Origin of the sequence: Pararhizobium sp. (assembly GCF_965279435.1) — a bacterium.
In the GTDB taxonomy this organism is placed as follows: domain Bacteria; phylum Pseudomonadota; class Alphaproteobacteria; order Rhizobiales; family Rhizobiaceae; genus Pararhizobium.
This window is the reverse complement of sequence record NZ_CBDIHY010000003.1, coordinates 2,514,653-2,533,977: the sequence shown is the minus strand read 5'-3', so window position 1 is coordinate 2,533,977 and position 19,325 is coordinate 2,514,653. Positions and strand designations below refer to the sequence as shown.

At 60.9% G+C, this 19,325-nt stretch carries 19 protein-coding genes; 13 read left to right on the top strand and 6 right to left on the bottom strand.

The window, feature by feature from the left end; genetic code table 11:
* Positions 1 to 92: 92 nt before the first annotated feature.
* From ACQY8Q_RS17810 to dxs, 10 genes are all read left to right on the top strand, one after another.
* Positions 93 to 773 carry an energy-coupling factor ABC transporter ATP-binding protein gene (locus tag ACQY8Q_RS17810; RefSeq protein WP_428427786.1) on the top strand — a complete coding sequence of 227 codons (681 nt, stop codon included), beginning with the start codon at positions 93 to 95 and terminating at the stop codon, positions 771 to 773.
* Positions 767 to 1,402, top strand: coding sequence for an energy-coupling factor transporter transmembrane component T family protein (locus ACQY8Q_RS17805; RefSeq protein ID WP_428427785.1), 636 nt, complete (start codon positions 767 to 769; stop codon positions 1,400 to 1,402). The genes ACQY8Q_RS17810 and ACQY8Q_RS17805 overlap by 7 nt, the downstream gene beginning before the upstream one ends.
* 68 nt (positions 1,403 to 1,470) lie before the next feature.
* Complete coding sequence (locus tag ACQY8Q_RS17800; RefSeq protein ID WP_428427784.1) at positions 1,471 to 2,034, top strand: biotin transporter BioY; 564 nt, start codon at positions 1,471 to 1,473, stop codon at positions 2,032 to 2,034.
* Positions 2,035 to 2,040: 6 nt separating this feature from the next.
* On the top strand, positions 2,041 to 3,033 hold the full coding sequence (locus ACQY8Q_RS17795; protein ID WP_428427783.1) for a zinc-dependent alcohol dehydrogenase family protein: 993 nt from the start codon (positions 2,041 to 2,043) through the stop codon (positions 3,031 to 3,033).
* A gap of 63 nt (positions 3,034 to 3,096) precedes the next feature.
* Complete coding sequence (locus ACQY8Q_RS17790; RefSeq protein WP_428427782.1) at positions 3,097 to 4,023, top strand: histone deacetylase family protein; 927 nt, start codon at positions 3,097 to 3,099, stop codon at positions 4,021 to 4,023.
* A gap of 2 nt (positions 4,024 to 4,025) precedes the next feature.
* Positions 4,026 to 4,292, top strand: a complete 267-nt coding sequence (locus ACQY8Q_RS17785) for an exodeoxyribonuclease VII small subunit (RefSeq protein WP_426228862.1) — start codon at positions 4,026 to 4,028, stop codon at positions 4,290 to 4,292.
* 78 nt (positions 4,293 to 4,370) lie between these two features.
* Positions 4,371 to 4,637, top strand: a complete 267-nt coding sequence (locus ACQY8Q_RS17780; RefSeq protein ID WP_428427781.1) for a type II toxin-antitoxin system Phd/YefM family antitoxin — start codon at positions 4,371 to 4,373, stop codon at positions 4,635 to 4,637.
* Positions 4,634 to 5,080 (top strand): type II toxin-antitoxin system VapC family toxin, encoded by a 447-nt coding sequence (locus ACQY8Q_RS17775; protein WP_428427780.1) that lies wholly within the window; start codon positions 4,634 to 4,636, stop codon positions 5,078 to 5,080. The genes ACQY8Q_RS17780 and ACQY8Q_RS17775 overlap by 4 nt, the downstream gene beginning before the upstream one ends.
* A 109-nt stretch (positions 5,081 to 5,189) precedes the next feature.
* Positions 5,190 to 6,113, top strand: coding sequence for a pirin family protein (locus ACQY8Q_RS17770; protein ID WP_428427779.1), 924 nt, complete (start codon positions 5,190 to 5,192; stop codon positions 6,111 to 6,113).
* Between the two features lie 164 nt (positions 6,114 to 6,277).
* Positions 6,278 to 8,191 (top strand): 1-deoxy-D-xylulose-5-phosphate synthase, encoded by a 1,914-nt coding sequence (gene dxs / locus ACQY8Q_RS17765; protein WP_428429812.1) that lies wholly within the window; start codon positions 6,278 to 6,280, stop codon positions 8,189 to 8,191.
* Positions 8,192 to 8,337: 146 nt separating this feature from the next.
* On the opposite strand, the gene ACQY8Q_RS17760 is transcribed toward dxs, so the two are convergent.
* Positions 8,338 to 9,078 (bottom strand): SDR family oxidoreductase, encoded by a 741-nt coding sequence (locus ACQY8Q_RS17760; protein WP_428427778.1) that lies wholly within the window; start codon positions 9,076 to 9,078, stop codon positions 8,338 to 8,340.
* A 100-nt stretch (positions 9,079 to 9,178) separates the two neighbouring features.
* Between ACQY8Q_RS17760 and ACQY8Q_RS17755 the strand changes: the two genes are divergently transcribed.
* Complete coding sequence (locus ACQY8Q_RS17755; protein WP_428427777.1) at positions 9,179 to 9,787, top strand: TetR/AcrR family transcriptional regulator; 609 nt, start codon at positions 9,179 to 9,181, stop codon at positions 9,785 to 9,787.
* A gap of 36 nt (positions 9,788 to 9,823) precedes the next feature.
* Here ACQY8Q_RS17755 and ACQY8Q_RS17750 read toward each other — a convergent pair whose 3' ends face one another.
* On the bottom strand, positions 9,824 to 10,927 hold the full coding sequence (locus ACQY8Q_RS17750; RefSeq protein ID WP_428427776.1) for an OpgC family protein: 1,104 nt from the start codon (positions 10,925 to 10,927) through the stop codon (positions 9,824 to 9,826).
* A 131-nt stretch (positions 10,928 to 11,058) separates the two neighbouring features.
* Entirely contained in the window at positions 11,059 to 12,060 is a 1,002-nt protein-coding gene (locus tag ACQY8Q_RS17745; protein WP_428427775.1) for a DUF4424 domain-containing protein, read from the bottom strand.
* Between the two features lie 243 nt (positions 12,061 to 12,303).
* On the opposite strand from ACQY8Q_RS17745, the gene ACQY8Q_RS17740 reads away from it, so the two are divergent.
* Positions 12,304 to 13,110 (top strand): TlyA family RNA methyltransferase, encoded by an 807-nt coding sequence (locus ACQY8Q_RS17740; RefSeq protein WP_428427774.1) that lies wholly within the window; start codon positions 12,304 to 12,306, stop codon positions 13,108 to 13,110.
* Positions 13,107 to 14,357, top strand: coding sequence for a class I SAM-dependent RNA methyltransferase (locus ACQY8Q_RS17735; RefSeq protein ID WP_428427773.1), 1,251 nt, complete (start codon positions 13,107 to 13,109; stop codon positions 14,355 to 14,357). Before ACQY8Q_RS17740 ends, ACQY8Q_RS17735 begins: the two co-directional genes overlap by 4 nt.
* 130 nt (positions 14,358 to 14,487) lie before the next feature.
* Here the strand turns inward: ACQY8Q_RS17735 and ACQY8Q_RS17730 are convergent, their stop codons facing one another.
* From ACQY8Q_RS17730 to ACQY8Q_RS17720, 3 genes are all read right to left on the bottom strand, one after another.
* Positions 14,488 to 15,486, bottom strand: coding sequence for a carbon-nitrogen hydrolase family protein (locus ACQY8Q_RS17730; RefSeq protein ID WP_428427772.1), 999 nt, complete (start codon positions 15,484 to 15,486; stop codon positions 14,488 to 14,490).
* A gap of 275 nt (positions 15,487 to 15,761) precedes the next feature.
* Positions 15,762 to 17,840, bottom strand: a complete 2,079-nt coding sequence (mcpU, locus tag ACQY8Q_RS17725) for a methyl-accepting chemotaxis protein McpU (RefSeq protein ID WP_428427771.1) — start codon at positions 17,838 to 17,840, stop codon at positions 15,762 to 15,764.
* A gap of 282 nt (positions 17,841 to 18,122) precedes the next feature.
* Positions 18,123 to 19,220 (bottom strand): extracellular catalytic domain type 1 short-chain-length polyhydroxyalkanoate depolymerase, encoded by a 1,098-nt coding sequence (locus ACQY8Q_RS17720; RefSeq protein WP_428427770.1) that lies wholly within the window; start codon positions 19,218 to 19,220, stop codon positions 18,123 to 18,125.
* Between the last annotated feature and the right edge of the window lie 105 nt (positions 19,221 to 19,325).

Genomic DNA, 19,325 nt, shown 5'->3' with positions numbered 1-19,325 from the left:
TCACACTTTGTTCAAGTCAAAACCGGAGCCTATTTCCATCCATCAGGAAATCGTCCTATAGAGCCTCGACATTCGAACGCGGGGGACGCGGATTGGACATACGCTTTTCCGGCGCATCAGTGAGATATGGCGAGCGCGCGGTTCTTCAGCCGCTCACGCTGTCGCTGACCGAGCGGCGCATCGGCATTATCGGGCTGAACGGCTCCGGCAAGACCACATTCGCGCGGCTGATCAACGGGCTGGTCAAGCCGACCACCGGCACCGTGACGGTCAACGGTCTCGATACCGTGCAGGACGCCAATGCGACGCTGGCTGAAGCCGGCTTCATATTTCAGAACCCGCAGCACCAGATCATCATGCCGATCGTGCACGAGGATATCGCCTTCGGGCTGAAGAACCGTGGGCTGAAGGCGGACGAGATCGAACGCCGGACAGCCGCCGTGCTCGAACGCTTCGGCATCGCGCATCTGGCGAGGCGCCGCGTGCACGAGCTTTCGGGCGGCGAGACGCAGCTGGTCGCCATCGCCAGCGTGCTGGTGACCGGGCCCGGCATCCTCATTCTCGACGAACCAACCAACCAGCTGGACTTGAAAAACCGGCGTCTGGTGGAAAATACCATTGCCGGATTGAGCGAGCACACCATCGTCATTAGCCACGACCTACCGCTGATCGAACGGTTCGACCGGGTATTGCTGTTTCATGACGGCAGGCTTGTTGCCGATGGCCCGGCAGAGGAAAGCATTCGCACCTATCACGAGGTGGCCGGATGCTGAACGGGCTGAATATCGAGGGCACGACGCCGCTGCACCGGATGTCCGTCCGGGCTAAGCTCGCCATCCTGCTGGTCTGCGGGCTGGCGCTTTATGCCGTTTCGTCCCTTTATATTCTGATCCCCGCCTTCATCATCGCCGCCTTGATCTATTTCACCACCGGCCTTTCCTTTCGCGAGGGCGTGTCTCGCCTGCAGCCCATCCTGTTCACCATTCTCATTCTGCTGATCGCAACCGCCTATCTCACATCGCTGCGCGAGGCAGCCGAGAGCTTCTTCCGGCTGATGGCGATCGTGCTGTTTGCCGGTGCGGTGACGGCGACGACGGCGACCGGTGCCTTCATCGACGAAATCACCCGGCTGCTGCAGCCGCTCGATCGCCTCGGTCTGGTGCGGGCCGCCGATGTCGGGCTCGCCTTCGGGCTGGTGCTGCGCTTCGTGCCGGATATCTTCAACCATTACCAGTCGATCCGCGAGGCGCACCGGGCACGCGGGCTGAAGGTGCGGCCGTTGACGATCCTTGCGCCGTTGATCATCCTGACACTGAAAGAAGCCGACACGATCGCCATGGCGATTGACGCACGCGGCTTCCGGCGGCCACGCGAAAAAACAAAACTGACGGTGGAGAGCTAATTCACCTCTGACCCTTTTCCGGCCTTGGCCAACCACATGCACAAATATCGATCGACAAAGGACCTGCCATGACCACCAGAGACCTCGTTCTCATTGCCCTCTTCACCGCGATCATCGTCGTTCTCGGCCTCATTCCGCCGGTGACGCTCGGCTTCATTCCGGTGCCAATCACGGCCCAGTCGATGGGTGTGATGCTGGCGGGCTGCATCATCGGCGCCAGGCGCGGCGCGCTTGCCTATGTGCTCCTGGTGCTGTTGGTGGCGATCGGGCTGCCGGTTCTCGCCGGTGGCCGGGGCGGCCTTGCCATCATTCAGGGCCCGACCGGCGGCTTCGTGCTCGGCTGGATCGTTGCCACCTTCATTACCGGCCTGATCGCCGAGCGACTGGTCAAGGAAGGGCAGAGCGAGGTCAGGCAGTTCGCCGGCTTCTTCATCGCCTCGGTCGTCGGCGGTATCGGCGTGCTCTATGTTATCGGCATGCCATGGGTGACCGCAGTCATGGGTACGCCACTGACGGAAGTGGCAAAAGGTTCGCTCGTCTTCATTCCGGGCGACATCGTCAAGGCCGTGATTGCAACGCTGGCCGCCCGCGCAGTTCTCGCCGGTTATCCGCTTCTGCACGCACGCGCCTGAGCGCCTGTGGCGGATCATCTTGCAACCCTTGTGGCGGAGTATGGCAGGCCGGAGGATGTGATCCGGCTTGCCAGCCTGCCCCGCCCGGCGCTTGAACCGGGCATGGTCGAAATCACAGTCGAACGCGCGGCGATCAACCCGTCAGACCTGATCCCGGTGACGGGCGCCTACAACAATCGCACCATTCTGCCGTTTGTTCCCGGCTTCGAGGGTGTCGGCACTGTCAGCCGCGTCGGCGCTGGTGTGACCGGCCTGAAACCCGGTGACCGCGTCCTGCCGCTCGGCGCAAGCGGCCTGTGGCAGGCCGCTCTGCAGCGGCCCGCCGATTGGTGCTTTGCCGTGCCGGATGATCTGTCGATCGAACAGGCGGCGACTGCGTACGTCAATCCGATGACGACGCTGCGGCTGATCGCAGCGTTGAAGGATCATTTTGGTGTCTCCTCCCGGCTTACAGGCCGCAGGATCGGGGTCACGGCAGCCGGCTCCGCAATCGGCCGGATGCTGCTGATGGTGCTGTTGGCCGAGGGTGCCGAAGTAACCGCCATCGTGCGCAGCGAGGCAACGGCTGCTCGCCTGCCGGCCTTGCCGGGTCTTCAGACACTTGTGACCGGGCAACGGCCCATCGGCAAGGATATGGTTTTCGACGCGGTGGTCGATGCCGTCGGCGGCGTCACCGGCGGTGACCTGCTCCAGAACAATCTGTCGGCCGGCGGTGTCTTTCTGCAATATGGCGCGCTCAGTGGCATACCGATTACGCAAGAGGCTCTTTCGGCTCGGCCGGATGTGCGCTTTGCCTTCCTCTGGCTGCGCTCCTTCGTCCATTCCGCCGGCAGGCAGGCGCTCTCCAGCGCGCTTGCACACTGTTTCGACGGCCTGCGCGATGGCACGTTTGCGAGCGAGATCGCAGCCACCTATCCGCTGTCGCGTATCAAGGAGGCGCTCGCCCTTCATCATTCCCCGGACCGCATCGGCAAAGTGCTGATCGACCCGCGCTGTTGAAAACATAGCAAACGCCCTACCTAACGCATGGACCTCGAACCCCTGAAGCCATAGGTTCCCGCCATGACCACGATCCTGTTCGAAAACCCGATCTTCCTGGAACACAAGGTTCCCGAAGGCCACCCGGAACGGCCCGACCGGCTGAAGGCGCTGAACCTTGCGCTGGAGCATGAGCGGTTTTCACCGCTGTCGCGGCAAATGGCGCCGCAGGGCAACGAGGATCTCGTGCTGCTTGCCCATCCCGAACAGCACCTGCGCACTGTGATGTCTGCCATTCCCGAGGAAGGCATCAACTCTGTGGAGGCCGACACCTATGCCAGCCCCGCCAGCCTGCAGGCCGCCTTGACCGGCATCGGCGGCGCGGTTGCGGCCGTCGATGCGGTATTTTCCGGTAAGGCCGACAATGCCTTCGTCGCCTCGCGGCCGCCCGGCCACCATGCCGAGAAGAACAAGGCGATGGGCTTCTGCTTCTTCAACAATATCGCCATCGCCGCCCGCCATGCCCAGCAGAAATACGGTGCCGAACGGGTCGCCATCGTCGACTGGGACGTGCACCACGGCAACGGCACGCAGGATATTTTTTGGGACGATCCGTCGGTGCTGTTCTGTTCGACGCACCAGATGCCGCTCTACCCCGGCACCGGTGCCAAGACCGAGACGGGCGCCGGCAATATCGTCAATGCGCCACTGTCACCCGACACCGGCAGCGATCATTTTCGCGAAGCCTTCAAGTCGCGCATCCTGACGGCGCTCGACGATTTTCGCCCGGATTTCATCCTGATCTCGGCCGGCTTCGACGCCCATCACCGCGACCCCCTGGCGCAGATCAATCTGGTTGCCGAGGATTTCGACTGGGCGACCGGGCGTCTGCTTGACGTCGCCGGGAAAACCGCCAACAACCGCATCGTCAGCCTGCTCGAAGGCGGCTACGATCTCCAGGGGCTGGCCGAATCGGCAGGAACCCACATCTACCGCCTGATGAGAGGATGACCATGACCACCACCCCGCAAACGGGCGCCGCCCCGATCGACGTATCCGCCCTCTCCTTCGAAAAAGCCGTCGAGGAACTCGAAGCCATCGTTTCGGCGCTGGAGCGTGGCGATGTGGCGCTCGACAAGTCGATCGAAATCTACGAGCGCGGCGAAGCTTTGAAGAAACATTGCGAAGCGCTTTTGGGTGCTGCCGAAAACCGCATCGAGAAGATCAGGCTCGACCGGGCCGGAAAGCCGCAGGGCGTCGAACCGCTCGACGGGGAGTGAGTGGCTATGGCTGTTCTTGATTTTCGACCGGCGAAAGCTTAAAAGGGTCATATATGACCTTTTTTAAGGAATATTGCCATGTCCACGATCAGCTTGAAAGATGCGAAAGCCTCGTTTTCCCATGTGATTGATAAAGCCGCATCAGGCGAGTTCGTGACGATTACGCGACACGGCCGTGCTGCTGCAGTGATGGTCAGTGTTGGGGCGGCAGAAGCAGCAAAGAAAGCGCTTGGGGCCAATCAGCCGAGTCTTGTGCACTATCTGAAAACATTCCCGGCCGATCTTGACGCTGGCGACGATGTTTTCGTTCGAAATCCGGCGCCATCGAGAGACGTGGACCTGTGAACGGGTTTCTGCTGGATACCAATGCCATCTCGATGTTTGCACCATCTCGCGCCGAGCCCTCCCAGGCTTTCGCGGCATGGATGGATGAGCAGGAGCGGTCAAACACCATCTACCTCTCTGCCGTCAGCATCCATGAAATCGAAAAGGGCATCAGGATCCTGGAGCATAGGGGAGCCACATCAAAGGCCGACACACTGGCACTCTGGCTTTTTGGTCTCACATCCGCCTATGCCGACCACATCCTGCCGCTTGATACCGATGTGGCCAGAATTTCCGGAGAGCTAGAAGCAGGTGCGATATCGGCTGGCCATAACCCAGGTGCGGCGGATGCCATGATCGCGGGAACGGCAAAGGCCCATGGTCTCATCGTGGTCACCCATAATCTCAAGGATTTCGAGCCGTTTGCCGTGACTGCCAGATCGCCGGATCAGATTGCCCGTTGATTTTGGCAAACAACCGTTGACATGATGCGACGGTGTTCGAACATCCTGATAGCGAACCCGCTTTCAAACGATAGTCGCTCCAATCCTGCCTATCAGAAAGGATTACCCCATGTCCTTCTTTCCCGGACCAGACCCCGAAGCCGGTGATGCGCCGGCGTGCGATGCAATCGAGCATCTGATCATTCCGCGCACCAGCGACATCGGCAATCTGCAGGTGCGCCGGGCACTGCCGACCGCAAAGCGGCGACTGGTGGGGCCGTTCATTTTCTTCGACCGCATGGGACCTGCCTTGCTCAAGGCAGGCCAGGCGCTGGACGTGCGGCCGCATCCGCATATCGGGCTGTCCACCGTCACCTACCTGTTCGACGGCGAGATCAAGCATCGCGACAGCCTTGGCACTGAAATGGTCATCGCGCCCGGCGACCTCAACCTGATGACGGCGGGACGCGGTATCGTGCATTCGGAACGCTCGCCGGAAAACCTGCGCGGCAAACCGCAATCGATCTCCGGGCTGCAGACCTGGCTGGCCCTGCCCGATCAATATGAAGAGATCAACCCGATATTTGCCCATACCGAAAAGCGAGACCTGCCCTCCTTCACCATCGACGGACTGGAAGGCCGGGTCGTCATCGGCCAGTTCGAAGGCATGAAGTCGCCGGTTTCCGTGTTTTCTGACACGATCTATGTCGACTTGAGGATCGAGCCAGGTAAGAGCGCGCCGTTTGCGGCCGAATGGGAGGAGCGGGCGCTCTATATCCTCGAGGGCGAGGCGATCATTGCAGGCGATCATTTTGCCGACAATCAACTGCTGGTTTTCCGAGCAGGCGACGCGATTACCGTCACGGCGGGACCGGCTGGCTGTCATATCATGCTATTTGGCGGAGCAGCCCTTGGCTCGGCCCGGCATATCTGGTGGAATTTCGTGTCCTCATCCAAGGAACGGATCGAGCAGGCCAAGGAAGAATGGCGAACCGGCCGTTTCGACATCGTTCCGGGGGATGAAGAAGAGTTTATCCCTTTGCCGGAACGGTAATATTGGTTAAACTCACAGCTGTGCCGCCAGAAAACCTGTTTTTGCAATCTATAACGATTCTGTTTAAGACGCGGCTCCTAGCGGACACCAAACACCAGAGATCGCGGCTCTCTTGAAGGCGCGAGAACGAAGGCCTTAGCGTGACACAATTGCCAGTCCATCCAATGCCGGCGACCCCTCTTCTCGATCAGGTTATCTATCCCGACGATTTGAAGAGGATCGACGACAAGGACTTGCCGCAACTGGCAGCCGAACTGCGCTCCGAGATGATCGATGCAGTGTCGCGCACCGGCGGCCATCTGGGTGCGGGTCTTGGCGTCGTCGAACTGACCATCGCCATCCACAAGGTCTTCAATACTCCGCATGACCGGCTGATCTTCGATGTCGGCCATCAATGTTATCCGCACAAGATCCTCACCGGCCGCCGTGACCGCATCCGCACGTTGCGCCAGGAAGACGGCCTGTCCGGCTTCACTCGCCGTGCGGAAAGCGAATACGATCCCTTTGGCGCCGCCCATTCCTCGACCTCGATTTCCGCAGGCCTCGGTATGGCCGTCGCAGCCGATCTCTCGGGTGAACATCGCAATGTCATTTCCATTATCGGCGACGGCGCCATGTCGGCCGGCATGGCCTATGAGGCGCTCAACAATGCCGGTGCGCTCGATGCCCGGCTGATCGTCATCCTCAACGACAACGACATGTCGATCGCACCGCCGACCGGCGCCATGAGCGCCTATCTGGCCCGTCTTGCCTCCGGCCGTACCTATATGGGCTTCCGTGATCTCGGCAAGAAATTGACGGCCTATCTCGGCAAGAAGGTCGACCGGGCGATCACCCGCGCCGTCGAACATGCGCGCGGTTATGTCACCGGCGGCACCCTGTTCGAGGAGATGGGTTTTTATCATATCGGCCCGATTGACGGCCATTCCTTCGAGCACCTGTTGCCGGTGCTGCGCAACGTACGCGACAATTCCAAGGGCCCTGTGCTGATCCATGTGGTGACCCAGAAGGGCAAGGGCTATCCGCCGGCCGAAGCTGCTGCCGACAAGTATCATGGCGTCAACACGTTCGACGTCATCACCGGCGCGCAGGCGAAAGCCAAACCGAATGCGCCGGCCTATACGTCCGTCTTTGCCGAGGCGCTGACGCAGGAAGCGGGTTATGACGACAAGATCGTCGCCGTCACCGCCGCCATGCCGTCCGGCACCGGCCTCGACAAGTTCGCACTGGCTCATCCCTCGCGCTGCTTTGATGTCGGCATTGCCGAACAACATGCAGTGACCTTTGCCGCCGGTCTGGCGTCCGAAGGCTACAAGCCGTTCTGCGCGCTCTATTCGACCTTCCTGCAGCGCGGCTATGACCAGGTGGTGCATGACGTGGCGATCCAGGGATTGCCTGTCCGCTTCCCGATCGACCGCGCCGGTTTTGTCGGTGCTGACGGCCCGACCCATGCCGGTTCGTTCGACACGACTTATCTCGCTACCCTGCCCGGCTTTGTCGTCATGGCAGCGGCCGACGAGGCGGAACTCAAGCATATGGTGCGCACTGCGGCGGCCTATGATCAGGGTCCGATTTCGTTCCGCTATCCGCGCGGCGAAGGTGTCGGCGTCGAGATGCCGGAGCGCGGCCAGATTCTTGAAATCGGCAAGGGCCGGGTGATGAAACAGGGCTCGAAGGTGGCGCTGCTGTCGTTCGGTACGCGTCTCGCCGATTGCCTGCTCGCCGCCGAAGACCTCGATGCCGCAGGGCTTTCGACGACGGTCGTCGATGCGCGTTTTGCAAAACCGCTCGATCACGACCTGATCCGCCAGTTGGCCAAGCACCACGAGGTGCTGATCACCATCGAGGAAGGCGCTGTCGGCGGCTTCGGCAGCCATGTGCTGCAGTTCCTCGCCCATGAAGGCCTGCTCGACAACGGCCTAAAAATCCGGCCATTGGTTCTGCCCGATATCTGGATGGAACAGGCCAAGCCCGAAGCGATGTATGCCAAGTCGGGCCTCGACCGCGCCGGGATCGTTTCGACGGTGTTCAAAACGCTCGGCCAGAAGCAGCAGGTCGGCTCCAGCGTCGCAGGCTGAGGTGCAAGATTTTCCCATCGGCATTGATCAACGTTGCCAACCCCGTGCGGCGGCACGGGGTTGGCAAATGTTTATAAACTGAGCGCATCACTGATCCGCACCATTGAGGTGCCCGACCCGCAGCGACCTTCTATGGGCTGCGGCGGTCAGATGTTGGCGCCGCCATCGATGGTGATGCTTGAGCCGGTGATGAAGCGGCTTTCCTCTCCGGCGAGAAACGCCACGAGGGCGGCGATGTCCTGCGCCTTGCCGAAGCGGGGAATGGCCATCAGGGCAAGCTGCGGTTCGGCATGCTCACCCTCTGCAGGGTTCATGTCGGTGTCGGTGGAGCCGGGCTGAACGATATTGACGGTGATCTCCCGTGGACCGAGATCGCGAGCCAACGCCTTGGTCAGACCGACCAGAGCGAACTTGCTGGTCGAATAGATGCTGAGGCCGGGAAACGGCACCTGCTCGCCAAGATTGCTGCCGATGAAGATGATCCGGCCACCTTTTCCCATCACCGCCGCTGCCGCCTTGGAGGCGACGAAACTGGCGCGGACGTGAATGGCCATCACCCGGTCAAACTCCTCAAGCGTCGCCGTATCGATCGTATCGACCGAAAAGACGCCTGCGCTGTTGACGAGAATATCGAGACTGCCAAACTTGGCGTGAGCTTCACCGACTGCGGCCTCGACGGCTGCCGCATCGAGATTATCGGCCTTGATGGCAAGCGCCCTGCGGCCGAGTTTCTCAATCGCGCTGACGACTTCCTCCGCCTTGCCCGGAGCGCTTGCGTAGGTGATGGCGACGTCGGCGCCCTCCTTGGCAAGCGCCAGCGCGATGGCCGCACCGATACCCCGGCTGCCGCCGGTAATGAACGCAACTTTGTTGTTCAAGCGAGACACGACATTTCCTTTTTCTGTAGTGATCGATACAGATATCCTCTCAGCATTGCCTCAAAGCGTCAATTGAATTATGTATCGAACGATACAGAAAGGAATTCCGATGTCTCCACGAGGCCGACCCCGTAGCTTCGACAGCGATGCGGCGCTGAGGCGGGCGATGCTGGTCTTTTGGGAAAAGGGCTATGAGGCGACATCGATGGCCGATTTGACGGCAGCCATGAAGATCGGCGCGCCGAGCCTCTATGCGGCGTTCGGCAACAAGGCCGACCTGTTTGCGGCGGCGCTCAAGACCTACAAGGCCGAGATTGGGCGAGAGATCTGGGATGCCTTGTCAAAGGCCGCGACGGCGCGGCAGGCCTTTGCCGATTTTCTGCAGCAGACAGCAGTCGCCTATGCGCGCTCCGACCAACCACGCGGCTGCATGATCGCGCTTGGTGTCCTCAACGGTGACACGGATGCCATTCCAGCCTGCGAGCTACTGCGGGGCTGCCGCCTGGAAAACTCCACCCTGCTGCGCGCGCGGCTGGAGCAGGGTGTGCGCGACGGCGAGATTTCGCCTTCAGCCGACTGCCGGCAGATCGCCGATTTCTACGCCACGGTCCAGCATGGCATGTCGATTACCGCGCGCGACGGCGCAACTCTGGCTTCGTTGCAGAGCACTGCGGATGCGGCCATGACCGCCTGGGATGCGCTGACCTCGCCACGATAAGGCGCAGGTTTCCGCATTGTCCGACAGGCGTTGATCTCAGGCGGCGCTGCGCAAGCCGTAGGAGATGGCCTCCGCCTTGGCAGTCTTTCGCGCTTCAAGCATCCAGCCGATGACCAGCTGCAGCGCGCAGCCGCCGGCAAGCAACAGCATCTGCAGCACGATCGGCATGTCCGGATCGAGTGTCATCAACACCACGGCAGCGAAGGACAGCAGGATTCCGGCGGAAAAAACGGCAAGGCTATGACGCCCGGCAACGCAGATGAGCCGCAAGCCTGGATGGTCGGCGGCGGCTTTCACGGCGGGTATGTTCCAGGCGAGATAGAGGATCGCCAGAACATTGATAATCCGCAACGGGCCGCCATTGGTCTTCGACACCAGCTGGTGATGCAACGCGCCAAAAGGCGAATCCACGACGCCCAGATGAAGTGCCAGATTGAGCGGGATGGCAGCGGCGGCAAACACGGCAGCGGCGGCAAAGACAGCCTTGTTGTAAGGCAAAACGGGCTGGCCACGTTTCATACGTACACCGAGATAGATCCCGATTACGAAGATGAACTGCCACGACAACGGATCGAAATACCAGGTCCGCCCTTCGAGGGCCGCATTCGGGAAATTGATATGTCCAAGCCCTGCAACGAACCAGATGAAACAGGAAAGCCCCAAAAGGGTGCTCTTCGACCAGTCGTGCAACAGGAAGGCGAAAGGCGCGAACAACAGGAGGACGACATACATGGGCAGGATGTCGAGATTGCCGGGCATATAGCTGAGCGACAAGGCCTGAAGCCCCTGATAAAACGGGTCCTGCCAGAAATCCGCCATGTCGGCAGCCAATGCCGTCTGGCCGAACGCCATCACGACAAGGGCGGATATGATCGCCATGACCACAAAAAGCAGCAGGTGCACCAGGTAGAGACGCAAGGCCCGTTTCCATGGCCGCTCCAGCCGCAATCCGGTATCCGGACGATAATAGGCGAGCGCGCAGGACATGCCGGCCAGAAGCACGAACATCTCGGAAGCATCGCAAAAGCCGCGCGATTGCTGGAATGTCAGCGAGAACGTGAACTGCGCATGGCCGATGAAAATGAGCAGAAGCGACAGGCCCCGCAGAAGGTCTATTCTGTTCTCCCGTTCGCCGTTCATCTCTGGTTTCCAGGTTGCCATTCTCGCGGCAGCCGCGATCCAGACCGTTCTAAAGCAAAAACGTTACTTTCCCGCCCGACGTCACCGATACAATTTTAGCGATCGGTGATTTTCGTGCGACACGCTGGCGCCTACTCTTCCTGCGTCCGTTGCAGGATCAGGATCTCCAGGTCCTTCCCGGGGTAAAAATCCTGGGCCTTCATCTGGAAGGTCGTCGGTCCGGTTTTGGTGACGCCCGCACCACAGAAGCTGATCAGATTGCGCGGATCGCCCTTGTCGACGGTCAGCGTGAAGGATTTGATCGGGCCGCCCCAATTGTTGCCGGTCGTCAGGATGTAGGAAATCCAGGCTTCGGTGTAGAGCGCGCTGCCGTCATCGCTGGGCGGCGGCAGTTTCTGAACTGCCTTGACGAAGCTGTCGTCGATGCAATAGCGCGCCTTGTACTCTTCAAACCGCTCGCCCTTTGGCTTGCCGTCCTCCAGCATCGTCACCGCCACGGTTCCGCCGACACTGGGCTTGTATCGATGCGAGACATGGATATCGCGGCCGGGCGCAAAGATCGCCCTCCACCAATAGGCGGATCGCAGGGTCCACAGCGGCGTGCGATGATCTTTCATGCCGCCGCCGTCATCGTAGCTGTTGTCGAAGAGCACGCCACGCTCCTTGAAATCCTGCGCAACCTTGGCATCCAGTCTAGCCAACGCATCGGCCGTCGCATCGGCAAATGGCAACAGCGGCACACCCTGCTTGACCAGATCGTCGGTGACATCGAGGCTGTTTGCGATGGCGCGCTGCTGCAATTCGACCTTCACCGGCTCACCGTCCTGCGTTGCCGCAAAACCGAGGAAATTGTCGGCCTGCATATCGTTCATGGCAATATTGCCCTCCGGACTGCCGGTAATTTCGGGCATCGGGAAGGCGACGATACCGGAGACCGACTTGTCGGTGGTGTTGCGAAAAATGTAATCGACCCGGACTTCCTTGCTCGAAATGAACAGGTCTTCCTTGACCATCTCGACATCGAGCGTCTGCACATAACTCAAGCCGCCAGTCTTGAGTTCGGCCATCGTATCATTGGCAAGCGCAGCACCCGGCAGCAGGAGCGCAGCGAAAAGACAGAAACGCAGCAACATCGATTTTCTCCCCATAGGATGCCATGCTTGCCATGGCACGCAGGGCGCGCCAAGCGTCAACCTGTGACCGGACCGAAAATGGAGCGCGAAAATCAAAATCCCGGCGATCCGTCATCACGGATAGGCCTCGGCCTGCTGTCCGGCACGCCCCATGGCCTGGCCAGGCAGCCTGTTTCGGCACTATTTGAACGCGCCCGGCCGCATGGCCCTTGCCATCACGGGCCCGACGCGCCATGAGAACCCATGTCCAACGAACCAAAAACCTCCGTCCGCCTCGATCAGCTGCTTTTGAACCTGGGGCTTGTCGCCAGCCGTTCGCGCGCCCGCGATGCGATCCAGCGTGGCACCGTCACCGTCAACGGCAAAGTCGTCACCAAGGCGAGCTCGACCTTTCCCGAGGATGTGACCATCGCCATCGACGATCCGGTCCAGCCCTATGTTTCGCGCGCGGCGCTGAAGCTGAAGGCCGGCCTCGAGCATTTCAAGCTGTCGCCCGAAGGACTGGACTGCCTGGACATCGGCGCCTCGACCGGTGGCTTCACCGAAATCCTGCTGCACAATGGTGCCGCCCACGTCATTTCCGTCGATGTCGGCCACGGCCAGTTTCATCCGCGCCTGGAGGCCGATCCGCGCGTTACCAATATCGAGGGCCTGAATGCCCGCGTGCTGGACGAGGATAATCTCGACGGCCGCGAGATTTCCTTCATCGTGTCCGACGTCTCGTTCATCTCTTTGAAATTGGCGCTGCCGCCGGCGCTGGATCTTGCCGAGCCAGGCGCGCATTGCATCCTTCTCGTCAAGCCACAGTTCGAAGCCGGCCGCGAGGCAATAAGCAAGGCGGGCCTGCTGAAAGATCCTTCGACGGCGCCTGCGGTTGCGGCCGAACTGGAACGCTGGCTGGTTGAGGACATGGGCTGGACAAGCCTTGGGCTCATCCCCTCGCCGATCTCAGGCGGTGACGGCAACGAGGAATATCTGCTGGCCGGTCACAAGCCGCTGGATGAAGACGACGCCTCGGACGACGATACTGCTGAGGACGAAGCCGTATGAGCACCGAGACACTAACGATCGAGAAGATCGGCCAATCCGGCGACGGCATCACCCGCGGTCCGTTCGGGCCTGTCTATGTGCCCTTCACGCTGCCCGGCGAAACCGTGGCGCTGGCCGTCAACAAGGACAAGGGTACGGTCATGTCGATGACCGATGTCTCGCCCGAGCGCGTCGAGCCGAAATGCCGGCATTTCGGACCGGACGGCGAGAACGGCACCTGCGGCGGCTGCAGCCTGCAGCATGCCAGCGACAGCCTCTATCAGAGCTTCAAGCGGCAGCTGGTTCTCGATGCCTTGAAATCGAAGGCGTTGCAGGCCGATGTGGGGGCCCTCATCCTTGCCCATCCCGGCGAGCGCCGGCGCACGGTATTCACCGCACGTCGGACCGAGAAAGAGTTGCTGCTCGGCTATAACCAGCCCGAGACCCATCACATCGTCGCCATATCGGAATGTCCCATCGCAAGCCCCGGCATCGTGTCGCGGCTTGCAACCATCCGCACAGTCGCCAACGCCATGGCAGTCAATGCCGAACCGTTCCGCATCACCGTGCTGGAAACATTGTCCGGCCTCGATCTGTCATTCGAGGGTATCAAGGCGATGGACGACCGGCAGCGGCGGATGGCGGTCGAAACCGTTCTCGGCCAGAAAAGCGTTGCCCGCCTCAGCCTCAACGGCGAAATCCTTGTCGAGCCGATCAAGCCGGTGATCGATTTCGGCGGTGTCTCCGTTTCACCGCCGCCCGGCAGCTTCACGCAGGCAACGAAGCCTGCCGAGGAAGCGATGGCGGAACTGGTGATGGCGCATCTCGGCAAGGCCAAGCGTGTCATCGACCTCTTTGCAGGATCCGGCACCTTCTCGCTGCGCATCGCCCGCAAGGCGCGTGTGCATGCCGTGGAAAGCGAAGACAAGCCGCTGAAGGCACTGGATTTTGCCGCGCGCAACACGCAAGGCCTGAAGCCGGTCACCGTTGAAAAGCGGGACCTTTTCCGCCGGCCGATGATGGCCTCGGAGCTGAAGGTTTATGATGCCATCGTCTTTGATCCGCCGCGCGCCGGCGCCGAAGTCCAGACCAAGGAAATGGCTCGCTCGGGCGTCAAGAAGATCGTCGCGATCTCCTGCAATCCGGTGACGCTGGTGCGTGACCTGCGCATCCTCGTCGATGCCGGCTACCGGATTACTTCGGTCACCCCGATCGACCAGTTCCTCTGGTCGTCACATGTGGAAGTCGTGGCGACGCTGGAGAAGTAGCCAAGCTGGAGTCGCTTCCGTTTGAGAGGAAACTCGCCTTTCAGGGTTGGACAGCACTGTCGCGAACCATCCTGGGATTTTGCGGCACGGGCACTCAGGGGGTAAATCGCCCCCTGATTTTCACCACCCCTCAGAACAGGTTGCGATCTTCGCTCCTTGGATCACTCGTTATCTGATGAGGCTTGTAAAGATCGCCGCGGGCCTTTCGCCTCCATGGCCGTGCAGGATGCTCCGGATCGGTCCGGATGTCCGCGACTGCGATAGCGGGTAAACCGTTCATAGGGCATTGCGCTGCCCACTGACCATCTGGCGCGGCTATTCCCGAAGGGGCTACCGTACTCTGAGGTGCAAGGGTGGAAAAACTGACCCAATAAGTATTGCTTGCTGCATGCCCTAAGACCTCAGCGGCAAATGCTGGAGCGTTCGAAGGAGAAGGGCTCTCTCCCGCTGTCGAGAATAGGACACAATCGACATCGAGCCTTTCGTACTCGGTGAATATTTCCGGATAGTGCGCCTCCATACCGAGCGCGCAGCCGAAACGGAGACCATCCACCTCAAAAGTCACGGGGATTTTTCCCGGCGAGTACATGAACGAGATTTTCGTGTTCGATAGGAGGCGCTCATCATATCGCGTCACCAGCTCCCCACGGTCGGATATTACGTAAAGGCTGTTATGCGGTCGATGCGGCGAAGTAAGCTGATGGACGGAACCGAATATCGTCCAAAGTTTAAGTTCTCCCGCAAGTCTTTTGGTTGTTTCCAATTCCTCGCGCAAAGCACCCCATTCGAAGCGCGTCCAGTCGGAAGGCCCAATTTCTGCGGGCCCGACTTCGGACATGATTCGTTTATGTGGCCAGCAGGTTGTTCCTTCTGGGAAATGTAGGAGGCGAGCCCCGGCTTTATGGGCCTCACGCATGAGGTGACGCATTTCCGCCCCACTGGCACGAAGCGCTGAAATATCACGGGGATCATTGAATAGCGACGTTTGCGCGACGGCCAACCGCAAGGATCTAATAGTAGGCTCGTCCGGCAATGTTTGGTGAATATGTCTGAGGGCTGCTGTGTAGGACTCGCCGGTTTTGGCTGCGCGCGTGCGCACACGACGTTTGAAATTTCCATTTTGCGTCATTGTCAGGCCTTTCACGTCCCGGACGCAAGTCCCCCAGCAACCACGCCCGAAACGATCGGACCAGGATAGCAACCCGAGACTGAAGTCCCTTTGCCTCCTTTTAAGACCATGCTGGGGAAGGTCTTTGGAGGTTAGGCGCAGGCCACGCCAAAATCAGGATGTCGATCTGATCCCGATTCGTCAAGCGGCGCAAACGCGCTTCTCCCTTCACCGGCAGCTCCAAGAAAAAGGCCCGGTTTCCACCGGGCCTTTTTCTGTTCCTGTATTTCCGCCGATCAGGCCGCGCGACGCCCATAAGCCTGCTGCCGTGCAACTGGCGCCTGGCTGTCGCCGATGTTGAACTGGGCGAGCAGGTCGTTCAGCGCTGCTGCTTCCGAGGCAAGACCATGGCTGGCGGCGGTCTGTTCCTCGACCATGGCGGCGTTCTGCTGGGTGCCCTGGTCCATGGTGTTGACGGCCGTGTTGATCTCCTGCAACCCGGTTGATTGTTCGCGGGTGGAGGTGACGATGGCGCTGATATGCGTGTTGATCTCCTGAACCTCGGAGACGATCGCCTGCAGCGACTGGCCGGTTTCGCCAACCAGCGTCACACCGGCGCGGACCTGATCGCCCGAAGTGGTGATCAGCGCCTTGATCTCCTTGGCGGCATTGGCCGAGCGCTGGGCAAGCTCGCGCACTTCCTGGGCAACGACCGCAAAGCCCTTGCCGGCATCGCCTGCGCGCGCTGCCTCGACGCCAGCATTCAGCGCCAAGAGGTTGGTCTGGAAGGCGATGTCGTCGATGACGCCGATGATGTTGGAAATCTCGCCGGAGGACTTTTCGATGCCCTGCATGGCGTTGACGGCATTGCGGACGACTTCGCCGGATTTTTCGGCACCGGCGCGGGTGCGGGCAACGAGCTGGCCGACCTCTTCGGCGCGGCGGGCGCTGTCCTTGACCGTTGTGGTGATCTGTTCGAGGGCGGCGGCCGTTTCTTCTACGGACGCTGCCTGCTGCTCGGTGCGGCGGGCAAGATCATCGGCGGCGGTGCGGATTTCCATGGCGCCGGCATCGATGGCGCGGGCATTGGCGCCGACGGCCTGCAGCGTCTGGTGCAGTTTTGTCACCGAGTTGTTGAAGTCGGCGCGCAGGCGGTCCAGGTGCATGACGAACGGCACCGAGATGCGGTAACCGAGATCGCCATCGGCAAGACGGCCAAGACCGGTTGCGAGCGCCTCGACGGCCTGCTGGATATCGGCGGTTTCCTTGGCCTTCAATGTTTCGCGCTCACGGCGCTCCTGCTCGGACAGCGAACGGCCGGTTTCGGCTTCACCTTCGAGACGGGCGCGCTCGATGGCATTGGCGCGGAACACGGCGACAGCGGCGGCCATCGAGCCGATCTGGTCGCGGCGTTCCTGGCCGGGAATTTCGGCCTTCAGGTCGCCGGCAGCCAAGCGTTCCATGGCACCAGTCATATCGGTGACCGGACGGATGACGAGGCGGCTGAGCAGGGTTGCGAGGAAGGCGATCATCACGCCGACCGCGAGAAGCGTTGCGATCGTGGCGGCGATCCGGAACTGGCCGATTGCGGAATAGGCAACATCGGCATCGACAACGAAGCCGACATACCATTCCACCGTCGGCAGGCCTGCAACCGGCACGAAGCTGACCAGCATCGGCTTGCCGTCAAGCTCGGTCTGCATGATCGTTGAACCGATCGACGGCGTCTCCGTCGGGAAAGCATCGGCGAGCATCTTGGTCACCAGCTTGGCATCCGGATGCACGAGGATCTGGCCGGACTTGTTGACGAGGAAGGCAAAGCCTTCGCCGCCGACATCGATATCCTTGACCATCGACACCAGCGTCTTCAGCGAGAAATCGCTGCCGGCAACGCCGGCCAGCTTGCCGTCCTTCATGACCGGCGCTGCAGCGCTGATAATCAGATCGCCGCTCGACGCATCGATATAGGGGTCTGTCAATACGCTACCGCCGGCCTTGACCGCGTCCTGATACCAGGGGCGCTTGCGCGGATCGTAGCCTTCCGGCATCGGGTTGATCGGCCAGGTGGTGAATTTTCCGGCTTCGTCGCCGACATAGGTGCTGATGAATTCCTTGACGAGCACATCGTTGTTGAGCGTGGCTTCGAGCCCGGCCTGATCGGCGGCAGCTCCTGCGGCATCGGCCACCATCGCCGTCAGCGTGACGCGGCCGTTCAGCCAGTTGGCAACGCTCTGGGCGGCCTGCTTGCCGGAGGAGGAAATGTTCTGCTCGACGGCGCGGGTCGTCGTGTCATGCTGGAGGCTGTCGATATAGACGGAAAAGCCGCCGAACGCGGCGACGACGACAAAGGACGCGGCAACAAGAATGCGCGTCATGAGATTGGATCTTTTCAAGGCAGACTTCCCTAATGCGCACCGGCGATGACGCCGGGCGGAGGCTTGAACGTATCCGCGCACGGGATCGGCGGCAGGCGCTAGCGCGAGACCGTTCCAGATTGCGGGTATGGGGATGACATGCCACGGGGGCGTAGACGGCGCGCCTCATGCGCCCGGCAAGGCCGGCAGACCGGCCTCTGATCGTCCGGACCATACGGGCGGCCACTTAAAGCAGGGTTAAATTTTCATTGCCGGAAAAGTGAGGGTTTTAACGGCCTCCCCCTATTCGGCTGCCTGTTTCACAGCCGAAACCAATGGTGACTTCTTCAGGCCCCAGGCGGTCGCCAGATGCATGGACGAGGAAATGCCGGCATCGAGCATGTAGGGACCGGGTGTATCCGCCTTGACCCGCGATGCCGGCCTCGGCTTCAGCGGCGTGCCGTGGCCCATGCCGTCGATCAGGTAGAGCTCGATCGCGGTCCGGCCTTCGGCATCCTTCCAGACGCGGTGGACATGGCCATCGACTTCGTTCTGCGTGTAGGCGTCGCTATCAAGACCGTGCACATCCAGCCATTGCTGCAGCAACGCATCTGCGTTGGACAACGAGACAGTATGATCCTTCGTGCCGTGCCAGATCGATACCGTCGGAAAATCGCGCTTCACCGGCGATGCGGCCCGCACCAGATCGCCCCATTCCTGCCCTGCCCGTTCCGGCGTGGACTTCATCGCAGACAGCGCGCGGTGAACATCACGGGCGGCACCATAGGGCAACCCGGCAATGACGCCGCCGCCGCGAAAAACGTCGGGATAGGTCGCAAGCATGGCCGCCGCCATCGCGCCGCCTGCGGACAGGCCTGTAACAAAGACGCGCTTGCGGTCGATGCCGTGTGCAGACGCCATCTTGGCGACCATCTGGCGGATCGACATCACCTCGCCGCGATCGCGGGTGACGTTGCTCGGACGAAACCAGTTGAAACAGAGATTGCCGTTGTTGGAGCGCTTCTGCTCGGCATAGACGACGGCAAAACCGCGTTCCCGCGCCAAGGTCGACCAGCCGCTGCCGAGATCATAGGCTTCGGCAGTCTGCTGGCAGCCGTGCAGCACGACAACCAGCGGCGATTTTTTCGGCAGATCGGCCGGGACATAGCGCAGCATGCGCAGGCGGCCGGGATTGCTGCCGAACGCCTTGACCTCCTGCAACCCTGCAGCCGGTCTTGTGACAGAGCGGGACTTAGCCGCTGGCTTTGATACCGGTGATTTTGTGGCAGCAGTGGCAACGAGCGCCTTGCGTGTCACCTTGACGGCTTTGGCGATGGTCTTTCCCCACCGCCGATGCTGCTTGAACATATCGGACAGGGAAAAAATGAAACGAGACCGCATGGACGAATCCTTGGTTGGCGGCATACTTCAAATGCCGAAATTCCTCCACACACCCGGCAGTATATGGGTCTCTCCAGCGTTCCGGCAAGGTCGGGTTGGACTATT

What these genes read in the sequence shown, in the direction of transcription:
- ACQY8Q_RS17740 (WP_428427774.1), top strand. Translation starts at nt 12,304, where the DNA reads ATGTCCAACGAACCAAAAACCTCCGTCCGCCTCGATCAGCTGCTTTTG.
- ACQY8Q_RS17785 (WP_426228862.1), top strand. Translation starts at nt 4,026, where the DNA reads ATGACCACCACCCCGCAAACGGGCGCCGCCCCGATCGACGTATCCGCC.
- ACQY8Q_RS17790 (WP_428427782.1), top strand. Translation starts at nt 3,097, where the DNA reads ATGACCACGATCCTGTTCGAAAACCCGATCTTCCTGGAACACAAGGTT.
- ACQY8Q_RS17770 (WP_428427779.1), top strand. Translation starts at nt 5,190, where the DNA reads ATGTCCTTCTTTCCCGGACCAGACCCCGAAGCCGGTGATGCGCCGGCG.
- ACQY8Q_RS17800 (WP_428427784.1), top strand. Translation starts at nt 1,471, where the DNA reads ATGACCACCAGAGACCTCGTTCTCATTGCCCTCTTCACCGCGATCATC.
- ACQY8Q_RS17805 (WP_428427785.1), top strand. Translation starts at nt 767, where the DNA reads ATGCTGAACGGGCTGAATATCGAGGGCACGACGCCGCTGCACCGGATG.
- dxs (WP_428429812.1), top strand. Translation starts at nt 6,278, where the DNA reads ATGCCGGCGACCCCTCTTCTCGATCAGGTTATCTATCCCGACGATTTG.
- ACQY8Q_RS17780 (WP_428427781.1), top strand. Translation starts at nt 4,371, where the DNA reads ATGTCCACGATCAGCTTGAAAGATGCGAAAGCCTCGTTTTCCCATGTG.
- ACQY8Q_RS17750 (WP_428427776.1), bottom strand. Translation starts at nt 10,927, where the DNA reads ATGAACGGCGAACGGGAGAACAGAATAGACCTTCTGCGGGGCCTGTCG.
- ACQY8Q_RS17755 (WP_428427777.1), top strand. Translation starts at nt 9,179, where the DNA reads ATGTCTCCACGAGGCCGACCCCGTAGCTTCGACAGCGATGCGGCGCTG.
- ACQY8Q_RS17720 (WP_428427770.1), bottom strand. Translation starts at nt 19,220, where the DNA reads ATGCGGTCTCGTTTCATTTTTTCCCTGTCCGATATGTTCAAGCAGCAT.
- ACQY8Q_RS17735 (WP_428427773.1), top strand. Translation starts at nt 13,107, where the DNA reads ATGAGCACCGAGACACTAACGATCGAGAAGATCGGCCAATCCGGCGAC.
- ACQY8Q_RS17745 (WP_428427775.1), bottom strand. Translation starts at nt 12,060, where the DNA reads ATGTTGCTGCGTTTCTGTCTTTTCGCTGCGCTCCTGCTGCCGGGTGCT.
- mcpU (WP_428427771.1), bottom strand. Translation starts at nt 17,840, where the DNA reads ATGACGCGCATTCTTGTTGCCGCGTCCTTTGTCGTCGTCGCCGCGTTC.
- ACQY8Q_RS17730 (WP_428427772.1), bottom strand. Translation starts at nt 15,486, where the DNA reads ATGACGCAAAATGGAAATTTCAAACGTCGTGTGCGCACGCGCGCAGCC.